Genomic DNA, 16,912 nt, shown 5'->3' on the forward strand with positions numbered 1-16,912 from the left:
CACCTTGTTTGACGCCTGTATTCCTTGCGTTGGTTTTGGGTGAACCGCGGCCCGGTGCGGGTCAACGTATCGCAGTCATCGTCTACCGGTTTCAGGAGACTCCTCATCGAACCCTCTTCGCTCCATCAGACCCGGGCCTGGGTCGAATCCTTCGTCGTGGCCCACGATATCTGTCCCTTTGCCGGTCGCGAGATGCGTCGGGATGCCATTCGCTACGCCGTGGCCGAGGCCAGTGACCTGGAAGGGCTGCTGCACGAACTGATCGCCGAGTGCCGGCATCTCGATGCGAACGCGGCGATCGCCACCACGCTGCTGATCGCGCCCGCGGGCATGGAGGATTTCGACGACTATCTGGACTGGCTCGAGCTGGCCGAGCGGCTGCTGGAAGATCAGGGCTATGTCGGCATCTATCAGCTGGCCAGTTTCCACCCGGACTATGTGTTCGAGGGGGTCGAGGCGACCGATCCTGCCAACGCCACCAACCGTTCCCCCTGGCCGATGCTGCACCTCCTGCGGGAGGCCGAGCTCGAGCGAGCGATCGCGCACCATGCCGACCCCGAAGGCATTCCCGAGCGCAACATGGCGCGGCTGCGCGAACCCGGCTCGGCGGCGCTGGCGGCCGGGCTGGCGGTACGGGAGGCCGAGTGACGCAAGCCCCACGCCTGCGGCGGCGACGCATGTCGATGGCTGCAATGCCGTGTCGGGACTACTCTGGGGAGGGATCTGGGGCGGAGGCGCCGACTGTCCGGGCCTCCCGTCTTCAGCCGTTGTCAGTGGGCCCCTGCGGGGCCTTCCAAGGAGCGATACCATGCAGACCGTTACCCGTGGCGGTGAACCCGTCGAGGTGAGTGGCCGTTTTCTCGAGAAGGGCGACAAGGCGCCGCCGTTCACGCTGACCGATGCCGAGCTCAAGGATGTCCAGCTCGATGACTACGCCGGCAAGCGCAAGGTGCTCAACATCATCCCCAGCATCGACACCCAGACCTGTGCGATGTCGGCGCGCAAGTTCAACGAGCGTGCCAGCCAGCTCGACAATACCGTGGTGCTGGTGGTGTCGGCGGACCTGCCGTTCGCCCAGGTGCGCTTCTGCGGGGCGGAAGGGCTCGACGACGTCAGCACGCTCTCCTGCTTCCGCCATCCCGAATTCCGCCAGCTCTATGGTGTCTCGCTGGACAGCGGTCCCATGGCCGGGCTGTGCGCGCGGGCGGTGGTAGTGCTCGACGAAGAGGATCGGGTGATCCACGCCGAGCTGGTCAGCGAGATCAAGCAGGAGCCGGATTACGACGCGGCGATCGGCGCGCTCGACGCCTAGGTGGACAGGAAAGATCCTAAGTTCGATGAGAGTTGAAGGCATGGTCTACACTGATCCGCGAGCCATCCCCAAGGATGGATGCGGACGACGACCGCAGCCTTCACACGACCCATGGAGACGATGATGACGATCAAGAAATCCGGTTCCGCCGAATGGAAAGGCAGCCTCAAGAAGGGCAAGGGCGTGGTGTCCACCCAGAGCGGTGCGCTCAAGGAGAACCCCTACGGGTTCAATACCCGCTTCGAGGGTCAGCCCGGCACCAACCCGGAGGAGCTGGTCGCCTCCGCGCATGCCAGCTGCTTCTCGATGGCGCTGTCGATGATGCTGGGCGAGGAGGGTATCGAGCCCGAGAGCATCAAGACCGAGGCCACCGTGATCATGGAGCAGGATGACAGCGGTTTCACCATCACCGCGGTCGAGCTCAAGACCGTGGCCAAGATCCCCGGTGCCGATCAGGCGACCTTCGACAGCGCCGCGCAGAAGGCCAAGGAGGGCTGCCCGATCTCCAAGCTGCTCAACGCCAAGATCTCGCTGGACGCCAAGCTCGAGAGCTGAGGCGCCTGGCGCTGACCACCGCGAGCCGGCCCCAGGGCCGGCTCGCTGCGTTTTGGGCGGCGTTCAGGGCCATGACGGCGTGTTGGGACTCTGTTAACGTACTCTGCCCCGCGCGTCTTGCCTGACATCCGCTGCCGGCTTCACGGCGCCCGGGCGGGAACAGGGACACACCCGACTTCGACGCCCCACGACACAAGACAACAGCCATGGCAACTCTTCCCCAATACGACGCGGCCCCGTCGCGCCCCCTGTCTCGCGGAGACATCAAGGTCCTGTCGCTGTCCGCCCTCGGCGGCGCGCTGGAGTTCTACGACTTCATCATCTTCGTCTACTTCGCCACGGTCATCGGGGCGCTGTTCTTCCCGCCGGAGATGCCCGAGTGGCTGCGCATGGTGCAGACCTACGGCATCTTCGCCGCCGGCTATCTGGCGCGGCCGCTGGGCGGCATCATCATGGCGCACTTCGGCGACCTGCTGGGGCGCAAGCGGATGTTCACGCTGTCGATCTTCCTGATGTCGGTGCCGACCCTGCTGATCGGCTGCCTGCCCACCTATGAGACGATCGGCTACGCCGCACCGCTGCTGCTGGTGCTGATGCGCATCCTGCAGGGCGCGGCGGTGGGCGGCGAGGTGCCCGGGGCCTGGGTCTTCGTCACCGAGCACGTCTCGCGCAAGGACGTCGGTCTGGCCTGTGGCACCCTGGCCTCGGGGCTGGTCGCCGGTATCCTGATCGGCTCGATCATCTCGGCCTTCTTCAAGTCCTACTACAGCGCCGAGGAGATCAGCGCCTACGGTTGGCGGGTGCCCTTCCTGATCGGTGGGGTCTTCGGCTTCATCGCGGTCTACCTGCGCCGCTACCTGGAAGAGACCCCGGTGTTCGCCGAGATGCGCGCCAAGAAGGCGCTCTCCCAGGGGCTACCGGTCAAGCGGGTGCTCTCCAGCCATCTCAACAGCGTGGTGCTGTCGATGGGCGTGACCTGGATCCTGACCGGCGCCGTGGTGGTGGTGCTGCTGCTCACCCCGAGCCTGCTCAAGAGCCTCTACGCCATCGATGCCTCCTATGCCAACGTCTGGGCCATCGTCTGCACCGTGTTCGGCAGCATCGCCGCCGGCTGGTGCGCCGACCGCCTGGGCAGCGGCGTGACCCTGATCCTGTGGAGCCTGCTGCTGGGTGGCGCCTACTGGGTGATGATGCACACGGTGCCAGAGGACCCCAGCCAGCTGCTGTGGAGCTACTGCCTGGCCGGGTTCGGCGTGGGTATCGTCGGTGTGGTACCGACCATCGCGGTGAAGTCGTTCCCGGCGGTGGTGCGCTTCTCGGGGCTGTCGTTCTCCTACAATGTCGCCTATGCCATCTTCGGTGGCTTCACCCCGGTGGTGGTGTCGACCCTGATGATTTCGCATCCGGCGGCGCCGGCCTACTACATCGCCGCGCTGGCGCTGCTCGGCGTGCTGATCGGGCTGTTCCTGCTGTGGGCGCCGGGCGGCCGTCGGCTGGCGGTGATGCCGTCGTGAGATCTCCGCGCCCCGCCACACGGGGCGCGTCACCCGGAGCAGGGCGATGCCCGCGACCCTCGAACAGCGCATTCTGACCCTCTCCATCGCCGCCACTCTGGTGGTCTCTGCCCTGGGCGTGTCACTGGGCCTGATCTCGGGCTCGGAGGCGATCCTGTTCGACGGCGTCTTCTCCTCGATCGATGCGGCGATGTCGATGCTGGCGCTGGCGGTGACGCGGCTGGTGATGCGCGAATCGACCCGCCGTTTCCAGCTCGGCTACTGGCATCTGGAACCGATGGCCGCGGCCTTCAACGGCGCGGTACTGGTGCTGCTCTGCTTCTACGCCTTCCTCAACGCCCTCGGCACCTGGCTCAAGGGCGGCAGCGAGCCGCAGCTTGGGCTGGCACTGGGCTACGCCGTGGCGGTGAGCCTGATCTGTTTCACCCTGTTCTTCTGTGAGCGCCAGCTCAACCGCCGTGCACGCTCGGAGTTCGTGCGCATCGATCTGCAGAACTGGCTGATGGCGGGGCTCATCACCAGCGCGCTGCTGATCGCCTTCCTGCTCGCCTGGGCGATGGAGGGCACCCGCTACGCCGGCTGGATCCCCTATGTCGACACCACCCTGGTGATGCTGTTGACCCTGGTGTTCGTGCCGATCCCGCTGCGGATCGTCTACCGCGCCATGCGCGAGGTGCTGATGGTGGCGCCGTCGCGGCTCGACAGCGAGGTGCGGGCGGCGATGGCACCGGTCATGCGCCGCGAAGGGCTGCTGGCCTTCGACAGCTACGTGGCCAAGAGCGGTCGCGTGTACACCATCGAGGTGCATATCCTGACCACCCCCGAGTTCGCCCGCGACGGCGGGATCGCCGTGTGCGACGAGATTCGCGCCGAGATCGCCGCCGGGCTCAGCATGCCCGCCGAGCAGCGCTGGTTCACCGTTGCCTTCACTGCGGATCAGCGCTGGCTGTAGCGGCCTCCCGCGGGCTGCCGGCCGCCTGCACCAGTGCGCGGATCAGGCGCTGCTGGGAGCGGCTGAAGAGCATCATCTCCGGGTGCCACTGAACCCCGATCAGGAACGCATGGTGTTCGCTCTCGATCGCCTGGACCAGTTCGTTGCGATCCCGCGCCACCACCTTGAGACCCTCGCCGGGGCGATCCACCGCCTGGTGGTGGAGGCTGTTCACCTGGCAGTAGCGGCGGTTGAGAATCTCGGCCAGTCGGCTGTAGGGATCGATCTCCACGCGCTTGCGTGGCAGCACCGTGCGCCGATTGCGGATATGTCGGTAGGTGGACTGGATATCGCCGATCAGGCTGCCGCCGAGATGGATGTTGATCATCTGCGCGCCGCGGCAGATGCCCAGGATCGGCAGCCCGCGCGGCAGGCAGGTGGCGAGCAGGTCGAGTTCGAGCTCGTCGCGGGCGGGGTCGATGCGCACGTCGAGCTGCATCTCGCCGCCGTAGCGCTGGGCGCCGATATCATCGCCACCGCCGATGATCAGGCCATCCAGTTCGCGCTGCAGCGGGCGGGCCGGTGATACCCGCAGCGGCAGCCCGCCGGCGCGCCACACCGAGATCCAGTCGCACCACCACGCCATGCGGCTCTTCTGGTCCGAGGTGGTGATGCCGATCAGCGGCCGCCGGCCGCGCTTCTCACCGGCCATCAGGAGCGCATCCAGCGCTGCAGCGAGTCGAGCCAGCGGCTCAGCGTCGGCTGCGCCAGGTGCTCGCGGTAGGCCGCGCAGCGCTCGGCCAGGCGCGCCGGGTCGGCGGCCAGGCGCTCGACCTCGACCCAGCGGTTCCACTCCAGGCTGGCGCCCCAGTCGGGATCGGAGAGCGAGGCGTTGGGCAGCCGGTAGTGGTAGGTCGGACGCGGCTTGACCAGCCCCTCCTGCAGCAGCGGGCTGGGGTGGTCCGGGGCCAGCCAGGCGAACAGCGGCAGCAGGTCGAGCTCACGGTTGCGGGTGGGGTTGGCCTCCAGGTAGTCGTCGATCAGCTGCGGCAGCGTCGGCTGGTAGTCCGGGTCGAGCACGAGGCTTGCGTAGGTCTCGGAGAAGGGCCGGGTGTGCGGCAGCATGTCCCGGGTAAGGTCGACCACGATCTGGTCGCGCAGCCACTCGGCCAGGATCAGATAGGCGCGCAGGTGGGCAAGTACGCTCTCCACCTCCGGCGCCGGAATCTCCGGATTGAGGTGCAGCCCGAAGGCGTAGATCAGGCTGGCATCGGTGCCCTCGGCGCCATGGCTACGCAGGGCGTCGAACAGTGCATCGAGCTCGGCCAGGGCGTGCCATGGCAGCGGCGGGCAGACGATCTCGGTGGGCACCAGCCCGGCGACCATGTCGCCCAGCCATTCGCGGGTACGTGAGTGCAGGCTGGCACGCAGGTGCTCGCCGATGCCCGGCGGCTGGCCGTTGTCCGACTGCGCGCGCGCCAGCAGTGCGGCATCCGGATGCACGTACTGACTGTCGAGCTCGATATGGAAGGTGCCCCAGGGCGTGTCGGCGACCCGCAGGCGATGGGCGCTGTCGTGCTTGAGCGTGCCGCCGAAGGTCGCCTCGACCAGACGCGCGGCGGCCAGCGGGGCGATGCCGGCAAACTCGATCTCCACCCCGACGCAGCGGGCACGGCCATAACGGTTGTCGGGTTGCGGGGGCGTTGTCAGGGGCACATCGGACTCCTTGCCGGTACGCGGTGGCGCGGCCACGGGTGAGTGATCGTGGCGATGATTCGACGGCATCAGAGCAGCTCGTTCATTCAGAGCCTAGCAGGCCTGAGAGTGGATGACAGTCGCCTTGTCAGGATCCGGCAGACCTTGGCGGATGATCGGCGCCGCGGGCAGGGGCGCAGGGCGCGTCATCAGCCCCAGTGGCTGAGTACCACGCCGCCCAGAATCAGCCCACCGGCCACCAGGCGTTCGCGTCGCAGCGGCTCCTTGAGCCAGATCACGCCGATGGCGATGGCGAACAGCACGCTGGTTTCGCGCAGCGCCGCGACCAGGGCGATCGGTGCCTGGGTCATCGCCCAGATGGTGATGCCGTAGGCGCTCAGCGAGAGCGCGCCGCCGATCAGCCCGACCCGCCAGTACCCGATCAGGGTCGGTAGCACGCCCGGCCCGCGCATCAGCACCAGCGTCAGCAGCATGCCCAGGCCATCGAGCAGGAACAGCCACACCACGTAGCCGGCGGCGCTGCCGTTGACCCGTGCGCCGCTGCCGTCGGTGAGGGTGTAGCCGGCGATGAACACCGAGGTGATCAGGGCATTGGCCAGGGCCGTGCGTGACAGACGGTGTTGGGCACTGCCGCGAAACGCCATGCTGAAGATACCCAGGACCAGCAGTGCGATGCCGGCGTAGCCGAAGGCGGTGGGCGAGTCGCTGAGGGCGAAGGCCCCGACCAGGGTCACCAGCAGTGGCGCGCAGCCGCGGGCGATGGGGTAGACCTGACCCAGGTCACCGCTGCGATAGGCGCGGGCGAGGAACACGTTGTAGCCGATGTGCAGGAAGGCGGAAGCGACCAGCCACGGCCAGGCAGCGGCGCTGGGCAGTGGTACGAAGGCGACGCAGGCAAGGGAGATCAGGGCGCAGGCGACCTGGATCAGCGACAGGCTGAGCAGACGATCGAGGCCCACCTTGACCAGGGCGTTCCAACTGGCGTGCATCAGGGCGCCGGCGAGCACGGCGAGGAGAATGGGTGTGGTCACGACGTGTCCTGGTGCCGGCTTTCGATTCCGGTTCTGCGCTTGCGGTTTTGCGACAAGAGCGCCGCCGTCGTGGCGCGGCCCTGTCATCGGGTTGTCATAGTCTGCCCCAGCCCGGTCGCGGCGTCGATCCCGTGTGCTGGGCGCGCCGTGCCGGGGTAGGATAGGCAGCCTGTCGACCCGGTCGAATCTCTGTTCTTTGGGAGCGTGAATGTTCAGCGTCCTGCACGCCAACCACCTCGAGGATCTGCGCGATTTGTCACTGGCGCTGATGCAGCGCCAGCGTCTGGCGCCGCTCACCCCCGAGACCTTTCTGGTGCAGTCCAACGGCATGGCGCAGTGGCTGCGGCTGTCGCTGGCGGAGGCCGATGGCATCGCTGCCTCGGTGGACTTCCCGCTGCCGTCGAGCTTCGTCTGGCGTGCCTACCGCGCGGTGCTGGAGCGCGAGGGCGCGCCGATTCCGCAGCACTCACCGTTCGACAAGCGTCCGTTGGCGTGGCGCATCCTGCGCCTGCTGGAGCACCGGATCGCGGCGGAGCCTGAGGTATTCGCGCCGTTGGCGCACTATTTGTCCGCTGACGCGGGAGCCGCAGGCGCTTTGTCCGCTGACGCGGGNNGCGGGGTCCGCCGCCGAGCAGGCCGAGCGCAAGCGCTGGCAGCTCGCGGTGCGCCTGGCGGATCTGTTCGACCAGTATCTCAACTATCGGCCGGACTGGCTGGCGGCGTGGGAGCAGGGCGAGACGGCACCGACGGATCTGCCCGCCGACCAGCGCTGGCAGCCGGCGCTGTGGCGGGCGCTGCTGGAGGACGCCGACCCGGCCGAGCGCGAGTTCAATCGTGCGCGGCTGCACGGGCGCTTCGTGCGCGCCGCGCGGGCCCTCGACGCCTGCCCGCCGGGGCTGCCGCCGCGGCTGTTCGTGTTCGGCATCTCGGCGCTGCCGGCGCAGCTCCTGGAGGCGCTGCACGCACTCTCCGGCGTCATCGATGTCTTTCTGATGATCACCAACCCCTGTCGTCACTACTGGGGTGATATCGTCTCCGACCGTGAGGCGATCAAGCGTGCCGGGCGCCTCTCCGCCGCTGCCCAGACCCGCCAGCAGGAGCGCCACCCGGAGGCGCCGTGGCTGTGTGAACTCGATGAAGAGGCGCTGCATCTGCAGGCCAACCCGCTGCTCGCGGCCTGGGGCGCCCAGGGCCGGGACTTCATCGTCGGGCTCTACGAATTCGAGAGCCAGGATGGCGGCTTCGACGTCGAGACCGATCTGTTCCAGGACCCGGCCTCGACTGGGGCGCCCTCACTGCTCGCGCAGATCCAACAGGACGTGCTCGATCTGCGCCATCCCGGCGAGCTGGCGCGGGAGCAGGGCCACAAGCGCACCATCGCGGCCGACGACGCCTCGTTGTCTTTCTACCGCGTGCACTCGCCGCTGCGCGAGGTCGAGGTGCTGCACGACCGCCTGCTCGCCGCGTTCGACGAGGCGAGTGCGGCGGGTGCGCCGCTGCGCCCCCGCGACATCCTGGTGATGGTGCCGGAGATCGATATCTACGCCCCCTATATCGAGGCGGTGTTCGGCCAGTACGCGGCGGACGATCCGCGCCACGTGCCGTTCACCATCGCCGATCAGGTGGCCAGTGAAACCCATCCGCTGATGGTGCTGGTGCTCGCACTGCTGGAGCTGCCGGAGCGGCGGCTCGGGGTGAGCGAGCTGCTCGATGCCCTCGACGTGCCGGCGCTGCGGGCGCGCTTTGGCATCGATGAGGGCGAGCTGCCGCGGCTGCGCCAGTGGCTGGCGGAGAGCGGCGTGCGCTGGGGGCTTTCTGCCAGCCACCGCCGCGCGCTGGGCTTTCCTGCGCTGCACGAGAACAGCTGGGCGTTCGGCCTCGAGCGCATGCTGTTGGGGTATTCAACCGGCCCGCTGCCGCCGGAAGCAACCGGTCCGCTGCCGCCGGAAGCAACCGGCCCACTGCCGCCGGAGTCGACCCGGGCGAATGCGACAGAGTCAGCGGCGTGGCAGTTCGACGCCATCGTGCCCTATGACGAGGTCGGCGGGCTGGAGGCGGATCTCGCCGGACGCCTGGCGGAGCTGGTGGCGGCGCTCGAGGCGCAGCGCGCCGAACTCTGCGCGCCGGGTACGCCGGCCGAATGGCGGGTGCGCCTGGGGGCGCTGCTGGCGCGGATGTTCCAGCCCGCCGGGCTCGACGAGCACGACGTCCTGGCGCGGGTCGATCAGGCCCTGGGGCGCTGGCAGGCGAGCTGTGAGCTGGCGGCCTTCTCCCAGCCGATCGGGCTCGGCGTGGTGCGCGACGCGCTCAAGGCGGAACTCGACGAGGGTGGCCTGGCCCAGCGTTTCCTCGCCGGCAAGGTCAACTTCGCCACCCTGATGCCGATGCGCGCGATCCCGTTCCGCCATATCTATCTGCTGGGGATGAGCGACGGCGCCTACCCGCGCACCCGCCAGCCGCAGGATTTCGACCTGATGGCAGGGCGGGCGCGCCCCGGTGACCGTTCGCGGCGCGACGACGACCGCTATCTGCTGCTCGAGGCGCTGCTCTCCGCCCGCGACCGGCTGACCCTCTCCTGGGTCGGCTTCGACCAGCGCGACAATACCCCGCGGCCGCCCTCGGTGCTGATCGGCGAGCTGCTCGACATGCTCGAGCAGGGCTGGCAGCCGGCCGGTAATGACGTCGAGGGCGACGATCCCGAGCGACGCCTGGCCGAACGCCTGATCGAGACCCATCCGCTGCAGCCGTTCTCACGCCGCTACTTCCTGGCCGATGACCCACGCTTCACCTATGACGCCAGCTGGGCGCCGCTACATGGCGCGGCGGCGGACGAGAGCGCGGCGGCGAACGAGAGCGCGGCGGGGCAAGAAGAGACAGGGCAACCGGAGACGGCGCGGCGCCAGGCCGAGGCGAGCCACCCCGGTGACGCTGGCACGTCTCCCCAGCCCCCGGCGGAGGCGCTCGGGCTGAACGACCTGCAGCGTCTGCTGCGACGCCCATGGAGCGTCTATCTCGGGCGGCTCGGGGTGCGCTTCCAGAGCGCCGAGGTACCCGACGAGGATAGCGAACCGTTCACGCTGGATGCGCTCGAGGACCACACCCTGAGGCGTGAGCTGCTCGATGCCGGCCGCCGCGGCGAGCCGCTGGTGCAGGTGGCCGAGCGCCTGCGCCTCGCCGGACGCTTGCCGGCGGCGGGGTTCGGCCAGGCGCTGATCGAACCGCCGCTCAAGCGCCTGAGCGCGCAGCTGGCCAGCTGGCGCGGGCTGACCGCGACGTTCACCGCCTGTGCGCCGACACGCTTGCACTTCGTCGCACCGGCGGCGGGCACGACCCCGGCACTGGCGCTGGAGGCGCGCCTCGATGAGCTCTACCTGGGCGACGAGGGGGCCGAGCTGGTCACCCTGGAGACCAGCCACTTCGGTCACTTTCGCCCCGAGGGCGAGGGGCCATGGAAGAAACTGGGCAAGCCGCACCGGCTCCACGCCGGCTATCTGCGCTGGCTGCTGGCCAACGCCGCGGGAGAACACGCTACCGCCTGGAGCGCGCTGTTCGAGGATCGGGTGCTGCGCTTCCCGCCGCTGGAGCGGGCGTTGGCGCGCGAGACGCTGGCCGCCTGGCTGGCGTGCTGGTGGCGTGCCTGGTGCGCGCCGCTACCGGCTGTCGGCGAGCTGGCCAGGACACTCTGGGGCCAGTGTGGCAGCGACACCCTGGCGGCGCTGGCCGCCGGTGAGCCGCCGGAGGCGGCCCTGCGCGACACCCTGGCGGCCCAGTTCGAGGCCGGCAACTTCCAGGTCGAGGCGCTGATTCGGCGCGAAGGGGCGCTGGGGCAGCTATGGCCCGATTTCGACAGCTTCGCCGCCGCCGGCGGTGTGGGCGAGAGCGTCCGCCACTATCAGCCGCTGCTCGACGCCATGCGCCGTGCGACGCAGCGTGTTCACGCCACGGGAGAGCGTTCATGAGCGAGAGCGTCGTCGCCCTCGAACTCGACAGCCTGCCGCTGACCGGGCGCCATCTGATCGAGGCCAGCGCCGGCACCGGCAAGACCTTCACCCTGGCCGCGCTCTACGTGCGCCTGGTGCTCGGCCCGTTGCCCGGGCGTGAGACACTCGACTTCCCGCGTCCGCTGACCCCGCCGGAGATTCTGGTGGTGACCTTCACCGAAGCGGCCACGGCGGAGCTGCGCGAGCGTATCCGGGCGCGGCTCAAGCAGGCCCGCGAGTGGCTCCTGGCGAGCCCCGATGCGCGCCGCGACCGCGTGCTCGCGACCCTGCTGGCGCCACTGGTGGCGGCGGGCGAGACGGCCTGTCGTAGCGGCGCCCGACGCCTCGATCAGGCCGCGCGGCTGATGGACGAGGCGGCGATCTTCACCATCCACGGTTTCTGCCAGCGCATGCTCACGCGCCACGCCTTCGACGCCGGCGCGCGCTTCTCCGCCGAGCTTTTGCAGGAGGGTCGCCCGCTGCTGACCCAGGTGGTCGAGGACTACTGGCGGCGCGAGTTCTACCCGCTCGATGCGCGCTGGCAGCGCCAGATTCGCGCCCACTGGAGTGGGCCGGAGGCACTGGCCGCGGCACTGGCGCCGCTGCTCAAGGATGGCCAGCCGCAGCCGCTGTGGGTCGGCGGCGAGGCGGTGGACGCGCCGCAGACGCTGGCGACGCTGTTCGCCGGCGCCGAACAGACACTGAGCGCGCGCGAGACGATCGAAGCGGCGCTGCGCGCGAGCTGGGACGAAACGGCGATCCGCCAGGTGTTGGCCCAGGCGTTCGAGGCCGGGGCGCTCAACAAGCGCAGCTACAAGGTCGAGGAGCTGGACACACGCCTGGCGGCTTACGCTGCCTGGCTTGCCCGCGGCGAGTTCGAGGCGGCGGAGGAGGTCAGCGACAGCAGCGGGCGCTTCTGGCTGGGGCAGGCCAAGCTCGAAGGCGCCACCCGCAAGGGCGCCACGCCACCGGCGCACCCCTTCTTCGCTGCGCTCGACCGCCTGGCCGAGCACGGGCGGCCGTTCGATGCCATTGCCGCCCGCGTGCTGGTGCACGCCCGCGACCGTGTGGCCCAGGCCTTCGCCCAGGAGAAGCGGCGCCAGGGCGTGTGGGAGTTCGCCGATCTGCTCAACGATCTGGACGCGGCGCTGACCCCCATGGCCCAGGCCGGTGACGAGGCTGCCGCATTACGCCTGGCGGCGCGGATCCGGCACGAGCTGCCGGTGGCGCTGATCGACGAGTTCCAGGACACCGACCCGGTGCAGTACCGGATCTTCTCGCGTCTCTACCGTGCGCCGCAGAGCGACCCGGCGACCACGGCGCTGCTGATGATCGGTGACCCCAAGCAGGCGATCTACGCCTTCCGCGGCGCCGACATTCACACTTATCTGCGCGCTCGGCGGGCCACTCCGAGCCGCTTCACCCTGCTGCGCAACTTCCGCTCCACCGAGGCCATGGTGGCGGCGACCAATGCGCTCTTCGCCGGCCATCCGGAGCCCTTCGGCAGTGCCGAAATCCCCTTCGTTGCGGTGGATGCCAGCGCCAAGTCGACGCATCTGGTGACCCAGGAGGGCGCCCCGGTGGCGGCACTCGGCGCCTGGTGGCCGGATAGCGAGCGCTACGCCCAGGGTGACTATCAGGCGCGTATGGCGACGGCGACCCGGGCCGAAGTGCAGCGGCTGCTGGAGGGCGCGTGGCGCTTTACCGGGGAGCACGGCGAGCGCACGCTCAAGCCCGCCGACATCGCGATTCTGGTGCGCAACGGCCCCGAGGCGCTCAAGGTGCGCCGGGCGCTGGCCGAGGGCGGCATTCGCAGCGTCTATCTCAGCGAGCGCTCCAGCGTGTTCGACACCCCGCAGGCGTTCGAGTTGTTGCAGCTGTTCGAAGCGGTGGCGCAGCCGCGTCAGGATGCCCGGCTCAAGGCCGCACTCGCCTCGCGGCTGCTCAACGACAGCCCCACGGCGCTGGAGGCGCTGCTCGCCGACGAGCTGGCCTGGGAGCGCGAGGTCGAGCGCTTCGGCGACTATCACCGGCTGTGGCAGCGGCGCGGCGTGCTGCCGATGCTGCGCGCGGTGATGCGCGACTTCCGCATCGCCGAGCGTCTGGCCGCACGCGCCGACGGCGAGCGCGCCCTGACCGACCTGCTGCATCTGGGGGAGCTGGCCCAGGCCGCGCAGCAGCGACTCGACGGCGAGCAGGCGCTGCTGCGCTGGTGGCATCGGGCGCTGCAGGCGGGTGAGACGAGTCTCGACAGCCAGGCCCTGAGCCAGCGCCTGGAGAGCGACGAAGATCTGGTGCAGGTGATCACCGTGCACAAGTCCAAGGGGCTGGAGTACCCCATCGTGCTGCTGCCGTTCGTCTGCTCCCACCGCCCGGCGGAGCCCGACCGCCAGACGCAGCTGCTGGCGCTGCGTCCGCCCGACGGCGAGGGCAGTGTGATGGTCGCCAGCCCCGACGAGGCGCAGCGGCGCGACGCCGATCTGGCGCGACTCGACGAGGATGTGCGGCTGCTCTACGTGGCGCTGACCCGGGCGATCTTCGCCTGCCGTCTGGGCGTGGCCCAGGTGGGGCGCGGACGCAGCCGCGGCGGCTGTCTCCACGAGACTGCGCTGGGGCGGCTGCTCGGCAGCCAGGCCGAGGATGACGGCGAGGCGCTGCTGGCACGCCTGCAGGCCGCGCAGCGCGCCGGTTGGCTCGAACTCTCCGCGCCGCCGGAGCCGCCGTCCTGGCGCCTGCGCCAGGCCCAGGCGGAGAGCGCCACCAAGCCGGCGCGGCGCTTCCAGGGGGCGATCGACGACGACTGGTGGATCGCCTCTTACACCGCGTTGATCGCCGACGCTCGGCTTGGCGATGGCGAGGATCTGCCGGCGACCCTGGACGTCGAGGTGAGCCAGGAGCGCGATCCGGTGCCACGGCCGCGGATTCGCTCGCTGATCGACTTTCCGCGCGGGCCACGGCCGGGCACCTTTCTGCACGGCCTGCTCGAACGTCTCGATTTCGATCGTCTCGCGACTCCGGCCTATGCCCAGGAGGTACGCCGCGAGGTAGCGCGTGGCCTGGCACTGGGCGGCTACGAGGCGGACTGGGGCGAGCTGCTCAGTGACTGGCTCACCCAGCGCCTGTGCCAGCCGCTGCTGCGCAGCGCTGCGGGTGAGGTGCGGCTGACCACACTCTCGGCGTGGCGCACCGAACTCGAGTTCTGGCTGCCGGCGACGGCGGCCTGGAGTGCGCCCCTCGACCGCCTAGTGAGCCGACTGGAGCCGCTGCCCGGGCAGCGCCCGCGGCTGGCGCCGCGCAAGCTCAACGGCATGCTCAAGGGCTATATCGACCTGGTGTTCGAGGCCCACGGGCGCTGGTACGTGCTCGACTGGAAATCCAACCATCTGGGCGATGACCCCGCCGACTATCTGGGCGAGCGGCTGGCGGCGGCGATGGTCGCGCACCGCTACGACCTGCAGTACGTGCTCTACGTGCTGGCGTTGCACCGGCTGCTCGCGGCACGCCTCGAGGATTACGACTACGCCCGCCACATGGGCGGCGCCTGCTATGTGTTCCTGCGCGGGCTGGCGTCGGAGGCTGTCGACACGGCCCCCGAATCCGCGCCGGGGGGGGGCCATGAGACGCCTATCGAGACGGCGCCCGATCCTGCGCCCGGCGTCTTCTTCCGCCGCCCGTCTCAGGCGCTGATCGAAGCGCTGGACGCCTGGCTCGATGGCGATCAGGGGCCGGCCAACGCACTGCTGGCCTCGGCCGAGGAGGTCGAGACATGAGTTCGCAAGATCACGACATGCCGCCGCAACCCCGCGCGAGCGATCAGTTCTCCCTCGATCTGGCGGCGCCGGCGCCACCGGTGCTGCAGCGGGAGGGGCTGTTCGCGGCCCTGGCGCTGTGGGTCGAGCTGGGCTGGCTGCGTCAGCTCGACCGCCACTTCGCGCGCTTTCTCGCGGCCCACGACGCTGATTCAGCCACCGGTGGCGATCCGCTGGTGTGGCTGGCGGGGGCACTGGTGAGCCACCAGGCGGGGCGCGGCCATGTCTGCCTCTCGCTGGCACGGACACTGGCAGCGCCACACTCGGCGCTGTCGCTGCCGCCGCTGGATGGCGGCGAGCCGCCGGCCACCCCGGTGACGCTGCCGGAGCAGCTGCTGGCCGGGCTCGATCTCGCCGGCTGGCGTGAGCGGCTGGCGGCCTCACCGCTAGTCGCCAGCGCCGAGGTCGCCGCCGCCAGCGCCACGCCGCTGGTGCTGGAGGGAGATCAGCTCTATCTGCGCCGCTACTGGCAGGCGGAGTGCGGGGTGGCGGCACGGTTGCGCCAGCGCTTGGGCGGCAGTCTGCCGGTGAGCGATGCCATGGCCGCGCCGCTGGCGGCGCTCTTCGCCGGCCATGCCCAGGCGGCGGATGCCCCCGACTGGCAGCGGATCGCCTGTGCGCTGGCGCTGCGCCAGCGGCTGACGATCATCTCCGGCGGCCCGGGCACCGGCAAGACCACCACCGTGACACGGCTGCTGGCGCTACTGCAGCAGCAGGCGCTGGCCACCGGGGCAGCACTGCGGATCCGGCTCGCTGCACCCACCGGCAAGGCCGCCGCGCGGCTGTCGGAGTCGATCGCCGGCGCGGTCGCCAAGCTGCCGGTGGCGGAGGGCGTGCGCGCGGCGATACCGCAGGAGGCGCAGACCCTGCACCGCCTGCTCGGGGCGCGGCCGGACACGCGGCATTTCCGCCACGATGCCGAGACGCCCCTGAGTCTCGACCTGCTGGTGGTCGACGAGGCCTCGATGGTCGATCTGGAGATGATGGCCGCGCTGCTGGCGGCGCTACCGCCCCAGGCGCGGCTGATTCTGCTCGGCGACAAGGATCAGCTCGCCTCGGTGGAAGCGGGCTCGGTGCTCGGCGATCTCTGCGTCGGTGCCGGGGTGGACCGGGAGGTCGGCTACACCGAGGCGACCCGCGCCTATCTGGCCCGGGTGGGTGGCGAGTCGCTGCCGCCGGCGGCGATCGCCAACCCGCTGGCGGATCATGTGGCGATGCTGCGCCGGAGCTTCCGCTTTCACGCCGATAGCGGTATCGGTGCGCTGGCCCGTGCCGCCAATGCCGGCGATGGCGACGCCTTTCTGCGCTGCCTGGGCGGGGAGTACGCCGATATCGAGCGTATCGGCAGCGAGGGCGCGGCCTTCGAGCGTCGGGTGGTGGAGGGCTATCGTGCACTGTTTGCGGCCCTCGCCCGCGGCGCGCCCGCCGCCGAGCTGCTGGCACTGCAGGGGCGCTTTCAGGTGCTGTGTGCACTGCGCCGAGGGGAGTGGGGTGTCGAGGGGCTCAACGCGCGCATCGCCCAGATTCTGCGGCAGCAGGGGTTCATCACGCGCACCGATGGCTGGTATGCCGGGCGCCCGGTGATGGTGACCCACAACGATCCGCAGCTGGGGCTCTACAACGGCGATCTGGGGCTGACCCTGGCCGATGCCGACGGGCGCCTGCGGGTCTGCTTCGTGCAGGGCGATGGGGTTCGCCAGGTGCTGCCCTCGCGCCTGGATGCCGCCGCCACCGCCTTCGCCATGACCGTGCACAAGTCCCAGGGGTCGGAGTTCGAGCATGTACTGTTCGTGCTCCCGGAGCGGGCCAACCCGATCGTCACCCGCGAGCTGATCTACACTGGCATCACCCGGGCGCGCTCGCGTCTGAGCCTGGCGCTGGCGGGTGGGCCCGGGCAGAGCCGTACGCTGCGCGAGGCGATCGCCCGGCGCGTGGTCCGCGAGAGTGCGATCGCCGAGCGCCTGCTGCGCCACGCCCCCGCGCACCACGGTGACGAGGGCACGCCCGAGACGCTGCGACCCTGAATCACTGACCCTGAATCATCGATGCTGAATCACCCCAGAA

The 16,912-nt window shown here is 69.9% G+C and carries 11 protein-coding genes; 8 read left to right on the forward strand and 3 right to left on the reverse strand.

Annotated elements, in window-relative coordinates:
• Window positions 1–54: 54 nt before the first annotated feature.
• From DOM67_RS09965 to DOM67_RS09985, 5 genes are all read left to right on the forward strand, one after another.
• Window positions 55–648, forward strand: coding sequence for a DUF1415 domain-containing protein (locus DOM67_RS09965; RefSeq protein ID WP_342588196.1), 594 nt, complete (start codon window positions 55–57; stop codon window positions 646–648).
• 160 nt (window positions 649–808) lie between these two features.
• On the forward strand, window positions 809–1,312 hold the full coding sequence (tpx, locus tag DOM67_RS09970) for a thiol peroxidase (protein WP_110675493.1): 504 nt from the start codon (window positions 809–811) through the stop codon (window positions 1,310–1,312).
• 123 nt (window positions 1,313–1,435) lie between these two features.
• The gene (locus DOM67_RS09975; protein WP_110675494.1) at window positions 1,436–1,867 is read left to right on the forward strand and encodes an OsmC family protein; all 432 of its coding nucleotides are present in this window, start codon (window positions 1,436–1,438) and stop codon (window positions 1,865–1,867) included.
• A gap of 206 nt (window positions 1,868–2,073) precedes the next feature.
• Window positions 2,074–3,381: an MFS transporter gene (locus DOM67_RS09980; protein ID WP_110675495.1), complete on the forward strand. Its 1,308-nt coding sequence runs from the start codon at window positions 2,074–2,076 to the stop codon at window positions 3,379–3,381.
• Window positions 3,382–3,427: 46 nt separating this feature from the next.
• Window positions 3,428–4,333, forward strand: coding sequence for a cation transporter (locus DOM67_RS09985; protein WP_110675496.1), 906 nt, complete (start codon window positions 3,428–3,430; stop codon window positions 4,331–4,333).
• On the opposite strand, the gene DOM67_RS09990 is transcribed toward DOM67_RS09985, so the two are convergent.
• The 3 genes from DOM67_RS09990 to DOM67_RS10000 form a co-directional block, all read right to left on the reverse strand.
• Entirely contained in the window at window positions 4,308–5,024 is a 717-nt protein-coding gene (locus DOM67_RS09990) for a gamma-glutamyl-gamma-aminobutyrate hydrolase family protein (protein WP_110675497.1), read from the reverse strand. The genes DOM67_RS09985 and DOM67_RS09990 overlap by 26 nt on opposite strands.
• Window positions 5,024–6,097, reverse strand: coding sequence for an amidoligase family protein (locus tag DOM67_RS09995; protein WP_110675498.1), 1,074 nt, complete (start codon window positions 6,095–6,097; stop codon window positions 5,024–5,026). Before DOM67_RS09995 ends, DOM67_RS09990 begins: the two co-directional genes overlap by 1 nt.
• Window positions 6,098–6,216: 119 nt before the next feature.
• Window positions 6,217–7,059 carry an EamA family transporter gene (locus DOM67_RS10000; protein ID WP_110675499.1) on the reverse strand — a complete coding sequence of 281 codons (843 nt, stop codon included), beginning with the start codon at window positions 7,057–7,059 and terminating at the stop codon, window positions 6,217–6,219.
• 365 nt (window positions 7,060–7,424) lie between these two features.
• Between DOM67_RS10000 and DOM67_RS20220 the strand changes: the two genes are divergently transcribed.
• From DOM67_RS20220 to recD, 3 genes are read left to right on the forward strand one after another with little or no spacing between them, the layout of a single operon-like run.
• Complete coding sequence (locus DOM67_RS20220; protein WP_280951059.1) at window positions 7,425–11,018, forward strand: exodeoxyribonuclease V subunit gamma; 3,594 nt, start codon at window positions 7,425–7,427, stop codon at window positions 11,016–11,018.
• The gene (gene recB / locus DOM67_RS10015; protein WP_157958835.1) at window positions 11,015–14,809 is read left to right on the forward strand and encodes an exodeoxyribonuclease V subunit beta; all 3,795 of its coding nucleotides are present in this window, start codon (window positions 11,015–11,017) and stop codon (window positions 14,807–14,809) included. Before DOM67_RS20220 ends, recB begins: the two co-directional genes overlap by 4 nt.
• Window positions 14,806–16,872: an exodeoxyribonuclease V subunit alpha gene (recD, locus tag DOM67_RS10020; protein WP_232825202.1), complete on the forward strand. Its 2,067-nt coding sequence runs from the start codon at window positions 14,806–14,808 to the stop codon at window positions 16,870–16,872. The genes recB and recD overlap by 4 nt, the downstream gene beginning before the upstream one ends.
• Window positions 16,873–16,912 lie beyond the last annotated feature (40 nt).

Origin of the sequence: Salinicola sp. RZ23, assembly GCF_003206675.1 — a bacterium.
Classification (GTDB): Bacteria; Pseudomonadota; Gammaproteobacteria; order Pseudomonadales; family Halomonadaceae; genus Salinicola; species Salinicola endophyticus.

Bases quoted from the DNA above. Each gene is read 5' to 3' on its own strand.
- DOM67_RS09995 (WP_110675498.1), bottom strand. From the start codon at position 6,097: ATGCCGTCGAATCATCGCCACGATCACTCACCCGTGGCCGCGCCACCG.
- DOM67_RS09975 (WP_110675494.1), top strand. From the start codon at position 1,436: ATGACGATCAAGAAATCCGGTTCCGCCGAATGGAAAGGCAGCCTCAAG.
- recB (WP_157958835.1), top strand. From the start codon at position 11,015: ATGAGCGAGAGCGTCGTCGCCCTCGAACTCGACAGCCTGCCGCTGACC.
- DOM67_RS09985 (WP_110675496.1), top strand. From the start codon at position 3,428: ATGCCCGCGACCCTCGAACAGCGCATTCTGACCCTCTCCATCGCCGCC.
- DOM67_RS09990 (WP_110675497.1), bottom strand. From the start codon at position 5,024: ATGGCCGGTGAGAAGCGCGGCCGGCGGCCGCTGATCGGCATCACCACC.
- tpx (WP_110675493.1), top strand. From the start codon at position 809: ATGCAGACCGTTACCCGTGGCGGTGAACCCGTCGAGGTGAGTGGCCGT.
- DOM67_RS09980 (WP_110675495.1), top strand. From the start codon at position 2,074: ATGGCAACTCTTCCCCAATACGACGCGGCCCCGTCGCGCCCCCTGTCT.
- recD (WP_232825202.1), top strand. From the start codon at position 14,806: ATGAGTTCGCAAGATCACGACATGCCGCCGCAACCCCGCGCGAGCGAT.